Here is a 17,154-nt window from a genome sequence, read left to right as displayed (position 1 = left end):
ATGGCAAAGGAATCCGATGACGCACTGGTGCTGCGGGAACTCGTCCCGGCGGACCCGCTGCTCCCCGAGCCCGGCATGCCGCCGTGGGCATGGGTCGCCATCGCCGTGGCGATCGTGGCGATCGTCGGCACCATCTTCTTCATCCGCCGCGTCAAGTCGGTGAAAGCAGACCCGCGCCATCTGAAGAACGAAGCCTACAATCGAGCCCAGAAAGAGCTGCAAAATCTGCCGGAGGGAGGAATGCAGGCCGCCGCAACGAGGGTCTCCCTCATCCTGCGGCGTTACCTGGCCACCGTGTGCGGTGATCCCGCGCTTTTCGAAACGCACGAGGAGTTCGTTTCCCGCCACGCGGCTCTCTCCGCCTATCCCGAGGAGGTCCGGAATGTGACCGCGGAAGGATTTTCCCACCTCGCCCGATTGAAGTATGGTCGGGACGCGGAGGGAGATCCCGCAGCGCTTGCAGGAGCGGCCCGCCAATTGCTTGACCGACTTCACCAGCATCAGCTCGCATGACGGAATTCTTCCAACATTTCCGCTTCGCCCAGTGGCAGTGGCTGCTGCTGCTGATCCCCTGCCTGCTGCTCTTCATCCTGCGCCGTGGGCGCGGGGCTGAGGCCGCACTCACCTTTTCCACCCTCTCCGTCCTCGTCAGCCTGGGAGCAAAGGTCCGTCGCACGGCCTTCTCCTTCGGCATGCCGCTCGCGATTCTCGCGCTGGTTCCGGCGATCCTCGCGATGGCCCGCCCCGTGTGGCGGAATGAGTATCAGAGCAAGACCGCCAGCGGCATCGACATCGCCATCGCCTTCGACGTCTCGCTGTCGATGAGCATCGACGACTTCCGCACGCCCGACGGGAGGCCGCTGCAGCGCCTGGATGCGGCGAAGGCCGTGGTCCACAAGTTCATCGAGGGCCGCAATGACGACCGCATCGGCATGGTCATCTTCTCCGGGCGTCCCTACTCCGTCAGCCCCATCACCCTGGATCACGACTGGCTTCTCCAGAGCTTCCGCCGGGTGGATCTGAATATCCTTAACGAACAGGGCACCGCCATCGGCTCGGCGATTGCCGCCGCTTCGACCCGCCTCGAATCCCGCGATGCGAAGAGCAAGATCATCGTGCTGCTTACCGACGGAGCGTCGAATTCCGGCAAGATCGCCCCGATCGAAGCTGCGGAGAATGCCAAGAAGCTCGGCATCAAGATCTACACCATCGCCATCGGCACGAAGGAAGGTCGCGTGGAGCGACATATCCAGCGCTTCGCCCGCCAGGAATTCGACCTGCCGACCCTCCAGAAAATCGCGACCTTGACCGGCGGCGAGCACTACTGGGCTCAGAATGTCGAGGAGCTTGAGAACACCTTCAAGAGCATCGACGACCTGGAGAAATCCACCACCGTCTCCCGCACCGTCATTGAAGACACGGAGCTCTTCCCGTGGTTCCTGGTCGCATCGATTGTTACTGCGCTGTCCGCAGCCTTCGTCCTGGCCCTCAATCCACCGCCCTCGCCATGAAGCTCGCCGAACCAGCCTGGCTCCTGCTGCTCTTGCTGATCCCGCTGTTCGTTATCGGCGCGGTGCTCACCGGCCGTCTCCGGCGCAAGCAGTGGGCGGCATTCTCCGCGGCTCGCCTGCGCCCGAAGCTCCTTCGCCGTGGCAGCACCCTGCCCCGCTGGCTTGCCTTCTCATTCCTGATGGGAGGCATGTCCCTGCTGGCGATCGGCCTTGCTCGCCCGCAGACCACGAAGGGCCTCGAAGCGGAGACCACGAAGGGCCGGAATGTCCTCTTCGCGATCGATCTCTCCCGCAGCATGTTGGCGAAGGACCTCAAGCCTGACCGGCTGACGCAGTCGAAGACCCTCTGCTACGATCTCATGGAAGCGCTGCCGGGCGACCGGATCGGCGTGATCGGCTTTGCAGGCAGCCCCTATCTGGTCGCACCGCTCACGCCGGACCATGCCGCCGTTCGCGAAACCATCGACCAGCTCGACACCAATTTCATCCCCCTCGGCGGGACGAATCTGGAAGACATGCTGGAGATGGCGATCAAGATCCTGAAGGAGACCGGGCAGAAGGAAAATGCCCTGATCATCATGACGGACGGTGACGAGACCACCGGCCGCATGATGAAGCTCGCGCAAGATGCCAAAACCGCGGGCATCTACGTTTTTACCATCGGCATGGGCACGGAACTCGGCGACTTCGTCCCGGACAGCGACTATCCCGATGGCCGCCACCGCGATCGCTCCGGTGCCGTGGTGCGCAGCGCCCTGAATGCCGAGCCACTCAAGCGGATGGCCATGGAGACCGGCGGACGCTTTGCCGCCGCGACGTCCGCAACCAGCATCCCTGAAATGGTGAAGCTGGCGATTTCCGACATGAAGCAGTTCGAAATCGCGGGCCGGGAGCGCTTTGTTCCCATCGAGTATTATCAATGGTTCGTGCTGCCCGGCATCCTGATGCTGATCGCCTCGGTCATCGCCGGCACCCGCTGGCGTGGACTCGGCCCGGCGAGCACCGCTGTCACCGCGGCATTCCTGATGCTGCTGCCCCGGCCGGCCGAGGCCGGTGTGGAAGCCGATGCCCGCCGTGCCCTCGTAGAAGGCAGGCACAAGGATGCTGCCACCTATTTCAAGGGCCTCGCGCTCGCGGAGCAAGATCCCGAAAAGATCGCCCGCTACCGTCTGGCCGAAGGAAATGCCGCCTATCTGGACGGCGACCTCGAAAGCGCTCGTGCCGCATTCAGCAGCGCGCTGACGTCCAAAGACCGCAACGTCCGTGCCGCCGCACACCATGGCATGGGCAGTGTGCTTTTCGGGGCCGGCTGGAAGCGGCTTTCCCGCGATGCCGCCTACCCGAATGTGAATCCGAAGGAGGAGCAAGGTCGTCCTAATGCCTTCGGCCGGATCTCGGACTCCGTCCTCGGCCTATCGAAGGAGGCTCCAAAAACGGAAGATGGCGAGCAACCGGATCCGATGGAGACCTTCGACACCATCGTCCGCGAATCGCTCTCGGAGTGGATGCAGAGCCAGGCCCCCGAAAGCGGGACCAGTGCCGGACTGAACAAATTCCTGGACTTGCTCAGCGACTGGATGGACAGCGTCCATCACTTCGACTCCGCGCTGCAGTATGATCCGTCGCTTGAGAATGCGCGCCACAACCGGAAGCTCACCGTGAAGTATCTCAAGCGCCTCCGCGAGATCCTCGAGGAAGTGGAGGAAAACGCCGAGCAACTCCAGCCGATGCCTGCACCCGGCGAGGGCGAAGGCCAAGGCCCACCCCAGCCCGGCGAAGGTGGCGAGGGCGACCAGGAGGGCGAGGGCCAAGGTCAGGAAGACCGTGAAGGCCAAGGCGGTGAGGGCGACGAGCAGGAGAACGATGGCGAAGGTGGCGATCGTCCCGATGACCGCGATGGCAAGGGTGACCGGGAAGGCGACAAGGACGGCGGCAAGCAGCCGAAGGCCGGTGAGACCCCGGAAGAAGCCGCCAGCCGCATCCTTCGCGAGAATGCAGATTTCGAAAAGGGCGCCCTGAATCCGGGTCGCACGGAATACCGTCAGCCTGAAAAAGACTGGTAAAACCTGAATTTCCCGACGTGAACCATATCCGTAAATTCTTCCTCTTCCTGCTGCTCGCCGGTGTGGCTCATGCCGCCCCACGCGTGGACGCACTGATGTCCAGTCGCTTCCTGGTGCAGGGAGAGCAGGCCAGATTTGAGATCGTCCTCCGTGAGGGCGAGTTCAATGACGATATCCGGATGCCGAATATCCCGCAGATCAAGGGCGTGGATATGCGGCTGAACAGCAACTTCGTGCAGCGCCGCTCGTCCGAAAATCGCCGGCTCGAGCAGTTCATCTCCTTCACCCTTTCAAGCTACGATGCGGGAACCCACGTCATTCCCGCCTTGGAAGTGACGGTGAATGGTGAGGTGCATCGCACGAAGCCGGTCGAGTTCCGCGTGATCGAAGAGACGAGCCTGAACTGGTCCACCGCTCAGGTCGGCAACCAGCGGATCCGCTACGCCGCCGGCTTCCATGCGCTGAAAGATCAGCCCTACCTCGGGGAGAAGCAGCCGGTGGAGCTCAAGATCTATTTCCCGGACGATCAGCCGGTGATCGACTGGGGCATCCCTGACTTCGAGCGCCAAGGTCTGTCAGCCTGGCGCTTCCAGCCGCAGCCGCAGATCACCCGCACCCAACTGCTCGGCCGGACCTATTTCGCCATCCCCTACCCCAGCACCGCCTCCACGAATGCCGCCGGAGCCGCCACGCTGGGCCCTGCGACGCTGACGCTCCAGCTCCAGATCGCCTCCGTACAGAATTTCGGACGCTCCTATGCCCAGCCGGTCAAGCTTGAGGCTCCAGCGCTCACCTTGGAGTCAAAGCCTCTCCCGGACGGCGCTCCCGAGGGCTTTGAGAATGCCGTCGGCCAATTCGAGATGAAGGTGACGACCGGGGAAACCGACCTTCGCGAGGGTGATCCCGTCACGGTGGAAATAGCTATCTCCGGCAGCGGCAATCTCGATGCCCTCAAGTCGCCGAAGCCACTGGATCCCGACGGCTGGAAACTCTACGACGCCTCCGCCCAAGAGCGCGGCGAGGAGCGTCGCGAACTGAGCGGCGAAGTCATTTTCCGCCAATACATGCGTCCGCTGCGGGTGCAAAAGTCGGTCCCGCCCTTCAAGCTCGTCTATTTCGACCCGGCGAAGGGAAGCTATGAGTCGGTGCAATCCGACCCGATCCCGATCAATATCCTGCCGTCCACGGCTCCCAGCATCACGGCGGCCCCGCCCGCGGCGCTGGCAATGCCGCTGGAGCAGATGTCCGATATTCTGGGCGTGGTGAATACCGGTTCCGCCTTGGTTTCCAACAAGATGAATTTACCGGCATGGTTGTGGCAGATCCTGCCCGCACTGGTCGTAGTCTTCCTGATCGTGAAGATCGTCTCCCGCCATCTGGCTCCGCGCCTGCACAAGGACCCCGATGTGATCGCCCGTCACAAGGAATGGCGCGAGGTCGAGAACGCTCCGGACCAGACTTTCTACCGCAAGGCCGGGCACTTCATCGAGCGCTGGCTCGGGGATCGTCAGGACCCGCTCATCGTGGAGGTGCTGAAGCGCCGCGACGAGGTGAGCTTCCGCCAAGACCGCGGTGAGAACAAGATGGAGCGAACCGAACGAAGCCGCATGCTGAAGCAACTCCGCAAACTTGCCCTGCCGCTGGTGGCGATCTTCCTGACCCTCTCCGGCGAGAGAACCCATGCCGCCGAGGATGCCGGAAAACTTTTCGAAGACGGTCGTTACAGCGAAGCCGCGAAGGCTTGGCTGGACAGCGGCCCCTACGATCAACTCTCCGCCGACACGCTCTACAACATCGGCAATGCCGCCTACCGTCTCGGCTCGCCGGGCGAGGCCGCGCTCTACTACCGCCGCGCCCTGCTGCGCGACTCCTCACATGCCGAGTCGCGTCAGAATCTCCGCTTCCTGGAGCGGAAGTTCGGCTCAATCACCATCCAGCGCCCGGATCACCAGTATCAGATCGCCCGGATGCCTCTCGGTTTTTGGCAGGGTCTTATCATCGCGTCCGGTTGGGCCGTGGTGATCGGCCTGCTGGTCTTCCCGGCCACCCGCCCCGGTGCCGGTGTCCGCATGGCCTCCATCGCCGCATTTGTCAGCGCGCCGCTCATCGCCGCGTGCGGTGCTCTTGGCTGGTATTACTATCCGAATGACGCCGCATTTTCCCCGGTGAAGGAGCAGGCCGTGATCGTGGCGGACACCTCCACCGTCCGCACCGATGCCGCCCGCACGGCACCCACGGTGATCGAGGCTCCGGCCGGATCCCTCTGCAAATTGGTGAGCCGCTCGGGCGAATGGGCCTATGTTGCCTTTGCCAATGATAGCCGCGGATGGGTGCCGCTCGTTGACATCCGGCCTCTTGTGCCCGAAACCAGTCCTGAGCCACCGAAGCTCCGCACCGGAAAAGGCGGCGACAACAACGCCTGATCCACCCCGCACTCTCCAACCCACACGATACGCATGAAACGACGACTGATTCTGGCCCTTGCCCTCTTCGCTCCCTTCGCCTTCGCGCAGGAGGAAGCCAAGAAGGAAGAGGCGAAGCCTGCCGAAGCCGCCAAGACCGAGGAGATCAAGGACATCAAGATCAAGATGGTCACCACGAAGGGTGACATCGAGGCCACCATCTTCGCCTCCAAGGTGCCGGTGACCGCCGCGAACTTCCTGAGCCTCGCCAAGCGTGGCTACTACAACGGCATCGCCTTCCACCGCGTCATCGACAACTTCATGGTCCAAGGTGGCGACCCGACCGAGTCCGGCCGTGGCGGTCCGGGCTACAAGTTCGCGGACGAGTTCCACGCCAGCCTGAAGCACAACAAGGCGGGCATCTTCTCGATGGCCAATGCCGGCCCGGGCACCAACGGCTCGCAGTTCTTCATCACGATGGCCCCGACGCCTTTCCTCGACAACCGCCACTCCGTCTTCGGCGAAGTGACCAAGGGTCAGGAAGTCGTGAACAAGATCCTCGGCAAGATGGATACCGGCGAGCAAGGTGGGAAAGTCGATCCCGCCGGCAAGGGCGACAAGATCGAGAAGATCGAGATCATCGACTCCACCGACGCGCTTTTCGCCGCACAGAAGGCCAAGATCGAAGAGTGGGACACCAAGCTCAAGGCCGCAGGCAAGTAAGCCCAACGTTCCTCGTTTTTTCCAACGCCAGGCTCCGGGATCTCCGGACTTGGCGTTTTGCTTTTCCGGTCACTCGCTACGGCTTGCCGTAAGTGCCTCCGGCCTCCTCCACGGGAAGCTTGGGTGTGGAAGCAGACGGCTTGTCCTCTGCAAGCCAGCGGTTGTTCTCAAAGCGGAAGGTCTCCGGCGAGGTGTCGGGGCCGATGTTGGTCTCATCCCTCACCTTGGCGCGCTGGAAGACGAAGGAGTTATCCTTCACGAGCACGTTGCGACACGGGGTGAAGCCCTCTTCCTTGGTCTCCTGAAGAATGCGGAAGATCCACTTCTCCGGGTTCTTCACGGTGTTGCCGGTGAACTCCGCCCCGTCCACCCCGGTGAATGCGGCGGCGCACATGCCGCCCTCGATGACATTGTCGCGGATCGTAATACGACGTGCCTCGTACTTCGCGCCCGGAGGACGGAAGAAGTCCAGCCCCGTGGAGCCACCGGCCTGGACGGGGCGCTGCCCCGCATCCTTGAAGCGGCATTTCTCGATGACGATGTCCTCGCTGCCGCCTTTGAATTGCGGTCCGGTGTGCTGGGAATATCCGGGCTTGCCTGTAAAAACACAGCCGGTGATGAGCGCCTTGCTGCACCCGACGAAGTCGATCGCCTGTCCGCCCCATCCGGAAATCTCGCAATCCCGGATGACCAGATCGGTCAGCCCGGAGCACTTGATCCCGTCGAAGTTTCCGGTCGGTCCGATGTCGCTCACCGTCACGCCTTCGATGAGCGTCTTGGCCACCGGCTTCCCGCGCTCGCCGCCATCGTCGAGGTTGATGCCATTCGCGCTCTGCCCGCTTACCTTGAGGTTCCGCAGCGTCAGCCCCGGACATCGGGTGAAGTGCCAGGCCTCCTTGCCACCCTTGAAGTGCGGAGGCTTCGCCGCGTCGCTCGCTTCAATGGTGAGATCCGCGATGCCGGTGACGAAGTGACCCGCCGGATAATCGCCCGGAGCGATCCTGACTACGTCCCCGGCTTTCAGATTCCGGAGAGCCGCGGAAAGGCCCTCCGGCGAATCCACCTCATGGGTCGCCGCCAGCAGCGGTGAAGCAAGCAATGCCAGCGGAAGGAAGCGCATCCGGACACTACGCGACCGACCTGCACGACCTCGCATCACACGCAGATCTTCGACTTCTTCGCCTCTTCCCAGGCATCATCCATCTGGTCGGCGGTGGCGTCTTCCAGCGAGATCCCCGCCGCCTTCAGGCGCTTTTCCATTTCGCCAAAGCGGCGCTCGAACTTGTCATTCGCGGCGGCCAGGACCACCTCAGGATCCATCTTGCGGAAACGCAGCAGATTCACCACGGAGAACAAGAGATCGCCGATCTCCTCGTCCACCGCCGGGAGATCTTGCGCATCCACCGCGGCCTCCACCTCCAGGACTTCCTCGCGGATCTTGGCCAGCACGCCGGTCTGGGTGGGCCAGTCAAAGCCGATCTTGGCCGCCTTTTTCTGGAGCTTCGAGGCACGGAGGAGCGCGGGCAGGCCCTTGCCGGTGCCGTGCAGGTAGGCCTCCGCCTCGGTCCCCTTTTCGGAGCGCTTGATCTCGTCCCACTGCTGGAGCACGGCGTCCGAAGTCGCGGCCTGCGAGGTGGCGAAGACATGCGGATGACGGCGCACCAGCTTGTCGGAGATGCCGCGTGCCACGTCGTCCATGTCGAAGTTTCCGCTCTCCTCAGCCAGTTCGCTATGGAAGACGACCTGGAGCAGTAGGTCTCCCAGCTCCTCCTGCAGATGCGGCAGATCGTTCCGCTGGATCGCATCGACCGTCTCGTAGGCTTCCTCGATGAGATTCGAAACGAGGCTGCCGTGGGTCTGCTCGGCATCCCAGGGGCAACCGCCGGGAGCGCGCAGCCGGTGCATGATGGCGCGCAGCCGTTCCACTTGGCGGCCCTTTTCCGGGCAGTCGATCATTTCGGCGTCGGTCATCGTTCCTTGGTCGGTTTGCTGGCTTTCTGGAGTATCTCGCGTTCTTCGTCGGTCAGGCTCTGGATGCCGTCGCGGCTGATCTTGTCGAGGATGCGGTCCACGTCGGACGCCGTCGCGACATCCACCGATGAGCGGGGTCTGAGCTTGGCCGGCCCCCGGCGCTTCCGGAATTCCTTCGGGCGGATGATCTTGCTTTCCGCGTCCTTGCCCTTTTTCCGGAGCAAGTGAGGAAAGCGCGTGAGAAAATAAGCGAGGATGGCCCCGCCGAGATGACCTGCTTCGCCCCCGCTGTTTTCGAAGGGACGACCGCCAACCAGATTGTCACCGATGATGACGACCACCGCGATGCCCAAAAAGATCAGCGCCAGCTTCTTCATCGTCATCTCGATGCGCGGAAAGAGCAGCATGAGCCGCTCCTTCGGATTGATGACCGCCACCGAGATCAGGATCCCGTAGATGCCGGCAGAGGCACCGATCAAACGAGAAGAGATACCGCTGGAAGGAAGCACCCCGCCGATCATGAGGAGGCTGAAGAAAAGAGCGCCCGCGATGCCGCAGAGCAGGTAAAAGACGAGGAATCGCTGGCTACCCCACCACCGCTCCGCCCACGGGCCGAAGAAATAGAGCCCGACGCTGTTCCCGATCAGGTGCCATGGATTGGCGTGGAGGAACTGGAAGGTGAAAACTTCCCAGATCTTCCCCTCCAGAAATGCAGACTGGACCGAGAAAAACAGCCGTTCGTTGATGATGCCGAAGGGCGATCCTCCCTTGCGTGAAAAGAAATCGATCAGGAAGATGACCAGATTGGCGACCAGCAGCCACTTGCTGACCGGCGTCAGCCCGGGCAGTGCCATGCCACCCCCTCTGGAGTAGCGCCGCTCTTCATCACGAAAGTAGTCCCGGTCGGATGCACCCATCTGAAGCAGGGGGTAACACGCGTTTATTCCTTCGGCAAGGCCTCCTGCCGCCTTGTCGGGGATGCAGCGCCGGAAATCGACTCACTTCGCCGCCTGGCGCTTGCCGAGTCCCTCCAGATAGCGGAGCAGTGGATCGCGATGGTCTGTCTGGATGATGGCCGCGCCACGTTCAACGACCCAGCCCCACGATCCGGCGGGATCTCCGGCAAGGGCACGCGCGTCATCGCGGCCTGCATTCAGGCTGGCCCACAGTGTATTGATCCAGAGGCGCGTCCCGTGGCGCTTCGCGGCGGCCAGCACCTCGGGTGAAAGCATCCCCACGGGCTCATCCTTGAAAACGATCTCGATCGCCTCGGGCCGGTAGGTGTCCAGCACGGCCACCACTTCCTGCGAGGTGGCATTCGCGATCACAGGCATGAAGTCGAGCTTCTCCGGATAGCGTTCCAGCGCCTTGCGGATCTTCTCCGCAGGCACGTCCTTCACGCCTTGCTTGAAGATCGCGTGATCCACCGTGCCGGTCTCGCGCAGCACCTTCATCGCCGCGTCCATCTTCTTCCGGTCCGTCACCGGCAGCTTGTCGAGATTCACCAGCACCTTGCCCTTCACGGCTTCCATCGTCTCGCGGAAGGTGGGAACTCGTTCCTCGGTCGGCTTGCGATCCGGGAGCAGCAGGTGCAGTTCCTTGATCTCTGCCAGCGTTTTGTCCCGCACCTTCCCCTTCCCGCTCGTCGTGCGGTCCAGCGTCGTGTCGTGCATCAGCACCAGTTCGCCATCAGAGGTCATCATCAAGTCGATCTCCAGGATCTCGGCTCCCGCGCGGATCGAGTCACGGATCGCGAGCAGCGAGTTCTCCGGCAGATCCTTGCCGCCCTTCACCAGGTACCCGGCGCGGTGGCAGGCGACGAGCACGCGCTTGTCCTCCGAGTTCCGGTAGGACGCCAGCACCGGGGCGATGTCCGCCATGGCGGTGCCCGCGAGCACGAGGGAAAGGAAAGCCGCGGACTTCAGCGCGGGGAAGAAACCAAGGTTCATTTGTGGGGCGTGGTGTCTCCGATTCGCGGCTGCCAGCCACGGGGTGACTTGCAACGATTCCGACACGTCGCGGCTCAACGGGCGAGCGGCAGGGCGTGCACGCCGAGGTGATTGCCCACGCTCCGCTGGATGCCGCCGGAGGGTGAGTTCAGGATCTTCGCGGCACCCTTCTCATCTTTCGTCACCATGGTGCTGGAGCCGCCTCCATCGAGATTCGCGGCGTCCCAGCAGCCGCTCGCTTTCATCCACTCCGCGAGCTCGATGAGGGTCATCCCCTCGCTTCTCCCCGGCTGACGACCATCCGCCACGACGAAATAGGCATGACGCCCGTCCTTCGAGACCCCGACCGCGGTGCGGGGATGAATATCCACCGTCGCGGTCACAACCTCGCCGTCATCGACGAGCATCCCGTTCGCGCCATACCATCCTTGCAGCGCATTGTGGGCCTGCGGGAATCCTTCCTCCGGAAAGGGCGCTCGCACGATCTGAACCTTCTGGTCCGCGGTCGCGAGGAAGACCGGGTTGCGGGACTTCGCATCCAGCGCACTGACCTTGCGGCCGTCCGAAACCGACAGGCCCAGCACGTCCACCGGCGCGCCCTCCTTGGCGATCGGCTTGAAGCCGGTGCCATTGATCGCGATCTCGAGATCAAACTCCTTCAGGAAAGTCGTCGTCCGCCGACCGTCCACTTCCTGCGGTACATCGCCATTGTCAGGCGTGGTGAAAAACGAAATGCCCTCCGCTTTGGTGTCGATCCGTACTTCATGAATGCGGATCCGCCGCGGTTTCTCCAGCTCGCTCAGGCGATATTCCACGCCTTGGAAAAGCGGCTTCCACTCCGGCGGGGAAGAACCTGCTAGAGCAACGAAACCGACTGCACCTTCCTCCCCGGACGCAGGACCTAACAGGAGGAACAAGAGAGCGAGCGGTCTTAGCGATGAGAAAGCCATGATCGGAAAATGGACACCCGATCTTCACCCGCCAACGCTATCGACGAGGAAACGGTGACCAAAACGGCACAACGGCACCACTCCCGCCGCTCTTTCAATCCTCCGGCTCAGCGCTTTCCTGTCGTTCGTCGAGTGCCGCCACGAGTTCGGCAAAGACCTCCGGCTCCTTGCCGCGATCCGGCGATCCCTTCAGGCAACTGGTGAACCACTTCTGCAGCAGGCTGCGGCGTGACGATGGGAAGTTCCGGACGAGGCTCTCCTGCTCGCTCACTTCGATCACTCCGGAATCACGACGGCCATGCGCACGGTCGAGGATGCCCGCATGGCGGATCAGCATGGAATCGAGCAGCACCCACGCGAAATTCGGGCTCTGCGGCGGCCCGGCCTCCAGCGCCTGTCCGTCGCTCTGGACCTTGCCGAGGCTCACGCCCTTGAAGCGCAGTTCGGGCAGGGCACCGCCCTTGAAGAACGCGGCCGTTCCGCCACCGATCGCACCGATCACCGTGCCCGCACCGAGGCTGTGCACGCCGACTCCGAGGTCGAAGACAGCACCCGCCGCGCCGCCAGCCACCGCGCCAGCAGCGGTGAGCTGCCAGCGATTCAGGCCCCACTTCCGCCACGTCTCCGCGACGGCGAGATTGAGCCCGGCATGGCGGGAGGGATCGATGTCCGGCTTGATCAGGTGATGGCGATAGGTCTTGAGCAGTCGCTTCAGGCAATCCTGCTCGAGGTCGGCGAGCTTCTTGAAATAGCGCACCTCCAGATCGGCCCGCTTCTTCTCCATGCGCGCCGGGATGCCGCGGTCGCGGACATCGATGGGATCGCTGACGCGCAGCGTGAGCGACTTCTCGAGGAAATCCAGGATCGCCTCGGCTGCCTCTTCCCGACGGTCGGACATCTCGTTCTCCATCGCCGAGATGACCCTGCGGATGTGTCCCGCGTGATGCTCCTCGATCTGGAGCAGCGCTTCCAACAGCCGCCGCCGCTCGTCGAATCGAGCCTCGTGGGCGTCAAAGGTGCGGACCAGATTGAAGGCCGTGCCGAGGCGGTCGCGCCATTCGCGTTCCTGCTCGGGAGCGGGCTCCGACTGGGGATTCAGCAGCGCCAGACGCGGGCGTCCCGTCCACCGGAGGATCTCGATTTCCGCGAGGAAGGAGTCACGCAGCGGCTTGCCGGGATCGACAATGTAGATGACGCCGGCGCCTTCCGACAGTGGCTCTAACAAACGCGCCTCGTCGGGGAAACGTTCGCGGCATTCCTTCACGAATCTTGCGATCTCCGCCGGGCCGGGAGAGCGTCCGGCAGCCAGGCGCTGGATCTCCTTCATCGCCTCGATGGGTTGTTGGAAGCCGGGAGTATCGAGGAAGAGCAGCAGCTCCTCTTCGTTGTAGCGCACCGGCAGCGGAAGCACGCCGGTGGTTTCCCCGGGCGTCGCGCTGATCCGCAGCAACTCGTCGTCATCGATCTCCAGCAGTGTCGCCAGGGTGGACGTCTTGCCGGCATTGACGCGCCCGACGATGGCGAAGGCCGGGATATCAGCGTTCAGCCAGGTGCCCATGTACGATCCTCCTCATAAAAGCTCACTTCCACATCGAGGCCCTTTTGACCGTCGAAATACGCTTCCCACGCCGCCCTGTCGTCGGCCTTCGGCGGACGCGGACGCCCCTCGCGGTCGAAGTCCGCGACCACCACCGAGGAACGGCGGCCACCTGCCGCGGCGAGCACGCGTTTCAGCGTCTCCTCCATCTGCCGCGGGGCCAGCGACCAGCCCTCGGCGAGCACAATGATCCCGGCCGGTGCTTTCCCGAGCGCGGTCCGGGCGGCAGCCTCGCGCCCCTCGTCCAGCACCTCCAGCGTTTCCCACGCCACGGGATTCAGCCGCAGGTGGCGGAGGAAGAATGGCCGCAGCGAATCGCGGTCCGGCGAGATGCCGCCGAGATCGAGCACCAGCGCGCCATCCGCCGGGCCCGCGGGCTCCTCGCCGCGCTTCACGCCGGTGAGCACGCGCCAGAGGCGGCGATGACGTGGCGACTGGAATGCCGGAGTGCGCACCGCCAGCCACGACCGGGTGTGGGCAAATGCCTCCAGCAGGAATCGCGGAGCCACTCCCCACACCAGCAGGGCCAGTATCAGGAACGCCATCCAACTCGCTCCCCCGCCCTCCCAATCCGCACCACGGCGGCTGGTTGCGATTTCCGGCACCATCCGTGGCAGCACGTCGCGCCATGGCATCGAGAGAAACTGAACCACGCTCTCAAGCGTGCGCTCCATGGCTCGCTCCGTGGTCGTTTCCCAGTAGAAGCCCACCCGCCGGAAAACGAACAACAGGGTCAGCCCGATGATGGCCCCGAGGTGGAAATTCAGCGCGGCGGACTGCGCGCGTGCGGCAAGCTTCCAGCCAAAGGACTTCGCAAGCTCCGGGCTACCCTCGATCACCGAAAGCACCTTGCCGCCGTCCTTCCCGGCGAATTTTGCGACCAGCTTCCGCAGCACCGGCCCGATGAGCCCACCCCATCGCGGGCGGAAAATCCAGACGGTGAGCCCCACAACCAGCGTGAGCCAAGGTATCAGGAGCGTGAAAACGAGCAAAATGATGACATCAACGCCCTCGCGATCCCGATCATAGCAGCCCCAGGCCGCACCGACACCGGCGAGGAATGCGAGGCCGCTCGCGATCGCCCCGGCCCAGGCAATGGCCCTCACCCAGGTCCTGCCAACCTCCGGAACTCCGGCGGCCAGTTTCCAAGACTTCATCACGGCGGGCCGCGAGCCCTCCGATGCGACCTCGTCCGGACGCGATTCCCCGTCCCAAGCCGCCAAGGCGACTTCGAAGTCGATCAGTTCGTCCCATTTCCATCGCCCTCCGGCACCGCGCATGCTGCCGCCACTTTCTCCAACAACCGCCGCGGGCCAAGGGCAAATCCTCGGCACGCATGACAGGCTGACTCAATCGGGTGAGTGATTTGTCCGACAGATTTTGCCACACTGGCACGTCTCCGAATGAATTCATCCATGAGGAAAACCCTTCTCCTTCTCACTCTCGGCCTGTCCGCGCATGCCGCGGAGCCCCTGATCACCTACGAAAACCGGCCGATGGGGTCGGTGGAGAGGCCCCTGGTGCTGCGCAGCTACCTGCCCGACCCGGACATCGATGACGCGGTCTTTTCCCAGCACGACACGGGACGAAAGGTCTCGAAATACAATCCGCAGATCGGCTCGGACGTGAAGGGAGAAGTGGTGCCGATGGCAGGCCTCGCCGCGGCCATCGGAGTGAATTTCGGGCCCTCGCTGTCTTACGTTTTCGACACCACCGAGTGCCGGCTCCTCTACACATGGCAGGGCGGCTTCGTGGACATGACGCCCTACTGGGGCGATCAGTCGAAGGGCTCGCGGGTCTCCTTTGGCTATGTCCCGCGGCTGGTGGGCACGCTTTTCTGGAAGACCACCGGGAAGGACCCCATCGAGCTGGATGGCAAGTCGATCACCGACCTCGGCCCGCGGGTTTACACCGGGCACCGGCTCGTGAAAGGCGTGCCGACTTACGAATTCAAGGCGGGCGAGACGCCATTTACCCTGACGGTCACTCCCTCTGACAAGCCGCTGGCTTGCACGGTGACGGTGACGACGGCAGGCGACGGCGAGCTTTCATGGAAGGGAGTCGAGGGAGCGAAGGGCAAAGGCACACTGAGCCTGACCCTCGCCGGCAGCGATCTCGGGCAATTCCAAGGCTACCAGCCTGACAACAAGATCACGAAGGCGAGCGCTGAGGCCGGAGAAAAGCTCTTCCTGCAGTATGGCTGCTCCGCCTGCCACAGCACGGACGGCTCGAAGAACCACGGGCCATCCGTCGGCCTGCTCTTCGGACACGAGGTGGAGATCGAGGGACTCGACAAGCCGGTGATGGCGGATCGCGAGTATCTCATCGAGTCGATCAAGGCGCCGAACGCGAAAGTCGTGAAGGGCTACCCGCCGAACTACATGCCACCCTTTGGCCTGCCAGACGTGGAATACGATTCCCTTGCCCTCTACATCGAATCCCTGGCCAAACCCGAATGACCCGCCACGCCATGAAACCTACCCTTTTCATCAAAGCAGGCGTCCTCGGTCTCCTGGCCGCCCAGCCCCTCCATGCGGTGAAGTTCGCCGACTGCTACAAGGTCGAGACCATCGACCTTCCCTCCGGGGTGCCCCCGGAAGTGGGTGCCATCGACTTCGCGGAAGACGGCACGCTATTCGTCGTCCTGCGGCGTGGTGACGTTTTGACGGCAAAGCCGACCAAGGATCCGAAGGCCTTTGCCTGGAAGCTCTTTGCCACCGGCTTCGACAATGGCTGCGGTCTCGATGTCATCAGCCCGACGAAGATCCGCGTGACGCAGATGGCCGAGATGACCGAGGCCGAGGATACCGACGGGGACGGAGAGGCGGACAAGTTCACGCCATTCGCCCGCGGCTGGGGCCTGAGCGGAAACTACCACGAGACGAACGCGCTGACCCGCGACGGCAAGGGCGGCTACTTCATCGCCGTAGGCACCGCATCCTTCTCCGGCCCTACCTTCGAGCACACGCTCGGCACCTACTCGGATGCCGGTCGGCGCGGCCGGAACTACTCCGCGGTGAAGTGGAAGGGCTGGGTGCTCCATAGCGACGCCAAGGGCAACATCACGCCGTGGGCATCCGGCTTCCGCATGGCCAATGGGATCTATCAGGACTCCGGCGGCGAGCTCTGGGCCGGGGACAACCAAGGCGACTGGAAGGCCACGACCCCGCTTTATCATGTGGAGAAGGGTCGCTTCTACGGCCATCCGAACAGCCTCGTCTGGGACCCGGAATTCACCAAAAGCACCGATCCCCTCGCTTACTATCGGGAGAATCTGGATGAGTATAACAAGGACCGCACTTGGGCCGCGGTAGAGATCCCGCACATGGAAATGAACCGCTCAGCAGGTGAGCCGATGGAGTTTCCGAAGGGCAATCATTTCGCCGGTCAATTGCTACTGCCTGACAACAACGGCGAGCGCGTCACCCGCGTGATGGTCGAGAAGGTGGGTGACACCTGGCAGGGTGCCTGCACTCACTTCATCGATGGCCGGGGCCTGCACTCCGGGAACCATCGCGCGCGCTTCACCGCGGATGGCAAGCAGCTCTACCTCGGGCAGACGGTCCGCGGATGGGGCGCACCCGCGGAAGGCTTGCAGCGGGTCAACTTCCTCGGCCCGGTGCCCTTTGACATCGACCGGGTGAAGATCACCAAGGACGGCTTCACCGTGAGCTTCACGAAGGAGATTCCGTCCCAATACAAGGACGCGAAGGTATGGGAGCTATCCTCCTTCACCTACCAATCCAAGTGGACCTACGGCAGCGACCCGGAGGACAAGAAAAGCCACAACGTGTCCGTCGTCTCCAGCGACGCGAAGTCCGTGACGCTGAAAGTGGATGGCCTCGCCGAGCGGCGCGTCTTCCGCATCGGCTTCCCCAAGGTGGACTCCCCCGACGGCTCGCCCCTCCAAAACAACCTCGCCTTCTACACGGTGAACAAGATTCCCGACTGAGGCTTCATCCGTGGCCGGATGCCGGAGAGGCTCCGG

At 63.3% G+C, this 17,154-nt stretch carries 14 protein-coding genes; 7 read left to right on the top strand and 7 right to left on the bottom strand.

The features are described 5' to 3' along the window. The 5 genes from OKA04_RS01030 (at position 1) to OKA04_RS01010 (ending at position 6,699) form a co-directional block, all read left to right on the top strand. Positions 1-513 (top strand): hypothetical protein, encoded by a 513-nt coding sequence (locus tag OKA04_RS01030; RefSeq protein ID WP_264499254.1) that lies wholly within the window; start codon positions 1-3, stop codon positions 511-513. Further along, positions 510-1,511 carry a VWA domain-containing protein gene (locus tag OKA04_RS01025; protein WP_264499253.1) on the top strand — a complete coding sequence of 334 codons (1,002 nt, stop codon included), beginning with the start codon at positions 510-512 and terminating at the stop codon, positions 1,509-1,511. Before OKA04_RS01030 ends, OKA04_RS01025 begins: the two co-directional genes overlap by 4 nt. After that, entirely contained in the window at positions 1,508-3,574 is a 2,067-nt protein-coding gene (locus tag OKA04_RS01020; RefSeq protein WP_264499252.1) for a VWA domain-containing protein, read from the top strand. The genes OKA04_RS01025 and OKA04_RS01020 overlap by 4 nt, the downstream gene beginning before the upstream one ends. 17 nt (positions 3,575-3,591) lie before the next feature. Next, positions 3,592-5,997 carry a hypothetical protein gene (locus tag OKA04_RS01015; protein WP_264499251.1) on the top strand — a complete coding sequence of 802 codons (2,406 nt, stop codon included), beginning with the start codon at positions 3,592-3,594 and terminating at the stop codon, positions 5,995-5,997. A 165-nt stretch (positions 5,998-6,162) separates the two neighbouring features. Continuing rightward, entirely contained in the window at positions 6,163-6,699 is a 537-nt protein-coding gene (locus OKA04_RS01010) for a peptidylprolyl isomerase (RefSeq protein ID WP_343226865.1), read from the top strand. 76 nt (positions 6,700-6,775) lie between these two features. Here the strand turns inward: OKA04_RS01010 and OKA04_RS01005 are convergent, their stop codons facing one another. From OKA04_RS01005 to OKA04_RS00975, 7 genes are all read right to left on the bottom strand, one after another. Next, entirely contained in the window at positions 6,776-7,819 is a 1,044-nt protein-coding gene (locus OKA04_RS01005) for a right-handed parallel beta-helix repeat-containing protein (RefSeq protein WP_264499249.1), read from the bottom strand. A gap of 35 nt (positions 7,820-7,854) precedes the next feature. After that, positions 7,855-8,670 (bottom strand): nucleoside triphosphate pyrophosphohydrolase, encoded by an 816-nt coding sequence (gene mazG, locus OKA04_RS01000; RefSeq protein ID WP_264499248.1) that lies wholly within the window; start codon positions 8,668-8,670, stop codon positions 7,855-7,857. Beyond that, a complete protein-coding gene (locus OKA04_RS00995) occupies positions 8,667-9,524 on the bottom strand; it encodes a rhomboid family intramembrane serine protease (protein WP_264499247.1) in 858 nt (285 codons plus the stop codon). The genes mazG and OKA04_RS00995 overlap by 4 nt, the downstream gene beginning before the upstream one ends. 144 nt (positions 9,525-9,668) lie before the next feature. Further along, positions 9,669-10,619, bottom strand: coding sequence for a glycerophosphodiester phosphodiesterase family protein (locus tag OKA04_RS00990; protein ID WP_264499246.1), 951 nt, complete (start codon positions 10,617-10,619; stop codon positions 9,669-9,671). Between the two features lie 74 nt (positions 10,620-10,693). Then, positions 10,694-11,569 carry a phosphodiester glycosidase family protein gene (locus OKA04_RS00985; protein WP_264499245.1) on the bottom strand — a complete coding sequence of 292 codons (876 nt, stop codon included), beginning with the start codon at positions 11,567-11,569 and terminating at the stop codon, positions 10,694-10,696. A 94-nt stretch (positions 11,570-11,663) separates the two neighbouring features. Further along, the gene (locus tag OKA04_RS00980; protein WP_264499244.1) at positions 11,664-13,127 is read right to left on the bottom strand and encodes a GTPase/DUF3482 domain-containing protein; all 1,464 of its coding nucleotides are present in this window, start codon (positions 13,125-13,127) and stop codon (positions 11,664-11,666) included. Further along, the gene (locus tag OKA04_RS00975; protein WP_264499243.1) at positions 13,112-14,446 is read right to left on the bottom strand and encodes a DUF2868 domain-containing protein; all 1,335 of its coding nucleotides are present in this window, start codon (positions 14,444-14,446) and stop codon (positions 13,112-13,114) included. Before OKA04_RS00975 ends, OKA04_RS00980 begins: the two co-directional genes overlap by 16 nt. Before the next feature lie 135 nt (positions 14,447-14,581). Here OKA04_RS00975 and OKA04_RS00970 point away from each other — a divergent pair, with 135 nt between their 5' ends. Together OKA04_RS00970 and OKA04_RS00965 are read left to right on the top strand one after the other, a co-directional pair. Then, positions 14,582-15,625, top strand: coding sequence for a c-type cytochrome (locus tag OKA04_RS00970; protein ID WP_264499242.1), 1,044 nt, complete (start codon positions 14,582-14,584; stop codon positions 15,623-15,625). An 11-nt stretch (positions 15,626-15,636) separates the two neighbouring features. Beyond that, the gene (locus OKA04_RS00965; RefSeq protein ID WP_264499241.1) at positions 15,637-17,118 is read left to right on the top strand and encodes a PQQ-dependent sugar dehydrogenase family protein; all 1,482 of its coding nucleotides are present in this window, start codon (positions 15,637-15,639) and stop codon (positions 17,116-17,118) included. Positions 17,119-17,154 lie beyond the last annotated feature (36 nt).

Source organism: Luteolibacter flavescens (genome assembly GCF_025950085.1).
Classification (GTDB): Bacteria; Verrucomicrobiota; Verrucomicrobiia; order Verrucomicrobiales; family Akkermansiaceae; genus Haloferula; species Haloferula flavescens.
This window is presented reverse-complemented; position numbering and strand designations above follow the sequence as displayed.

Excerpts from the sequence above, each read along its gene's own strand:
- OKA04_RS01030 (WP_264499254.1), top strand. The coding sequence starts at position 1 with ATGGCAAAGGAATCCGATGACGCACTGGTGCTGCGGGAACTCGTCCCG.
- OKA04_RS01025 (WP_264499253.1), top strand. The coding sequence starts at position 510 with ATGACGGAATTCTTCCAACATTTCCGCTTCGCCCAGTGGCAGTGGCTG.
- OKA04_RS01020 (WP_264499252.1), top strand. The coding sequence starts at position 1,508 with ATGAAGCTCGCCGAACCAGCCTGGCTCCTGCTGCTCTTGCTGATCCCG.
- OKA04_RS01010 (WP_343226865.1), top strand. The coding sequence starts at position 6,163 with ATGGTCACCACGAAGGGTGACATCGAGGCCACCATCTTCGCCTCCAAG.
- OKA04_RS01005 (WP_264499249.1), bottom strand. The coding sequence starts at position 7,819 with ATGCGCTTCCTTCCGCTGGCATTGCTTGCTTCACCGCTGCTGGCGGCG.
- mazG (WP_264499248.1), bottom strand. The coding sequence starts at position 8,670 with ATGACCGACGCCGAAATGATCGACTGCCCGGAAAAGGGCCGCCAAGTG.
- OKA04_RS00995 (WP_264499247.1), bottom strand. The coding sequence starts at position 9,524 with ATGGCACTGCCCGGGCTGACGCCGGTCAGCAAGTGGCTGCTGGTCGCC.
- OKA04_RS00990 (WP_264499246.1), bottom strand. The coding sequence starts at position 10,619 with ATGAACCTTGGTTTCTTCCCCGCGCTGAAGTCCGCGGCTTTCCTTTCC.
- OKA04_RS00985 (WP_264499245.1), bottom strand. The coding sequence starts at position 11,569 with ATGGCTTTCTCATCGCTAAGACCGCTCGCTCTCTTGTTCCTCCTGTTA.
- OKA04_RS00980 (WP_264499244.1), bottom strand. The coding sequence starts at position 13,127 with ATGGGCACCTGGCTGAACGCTGATATCCCGGCCTTCGCCATCGTCGGG.
- OKA04_RS00975 (WP_264499243.1), bottom strand. The coding sequence starts at position 14,446 with ATGCGCGGTGCCGGAGGGCGATGGAAATGGGACGAACTGATCGACTTC.
- OKA04_RS00970 (WP_264499242.1), top strand. The coding sequence starts at position 14,582 with ATGAGGAAAACCCTTCTCCTTCTCACTCTCGGCCTGTCCGCGCATGCC.
- OKA04_RS00965 (WP_264499241.1), top strand. The coding sequence starts at position 15,637 with ATGAAACCTACCCTTTTCATCAAAGCAGGCGTCCTCGGTCTCCTGGCC.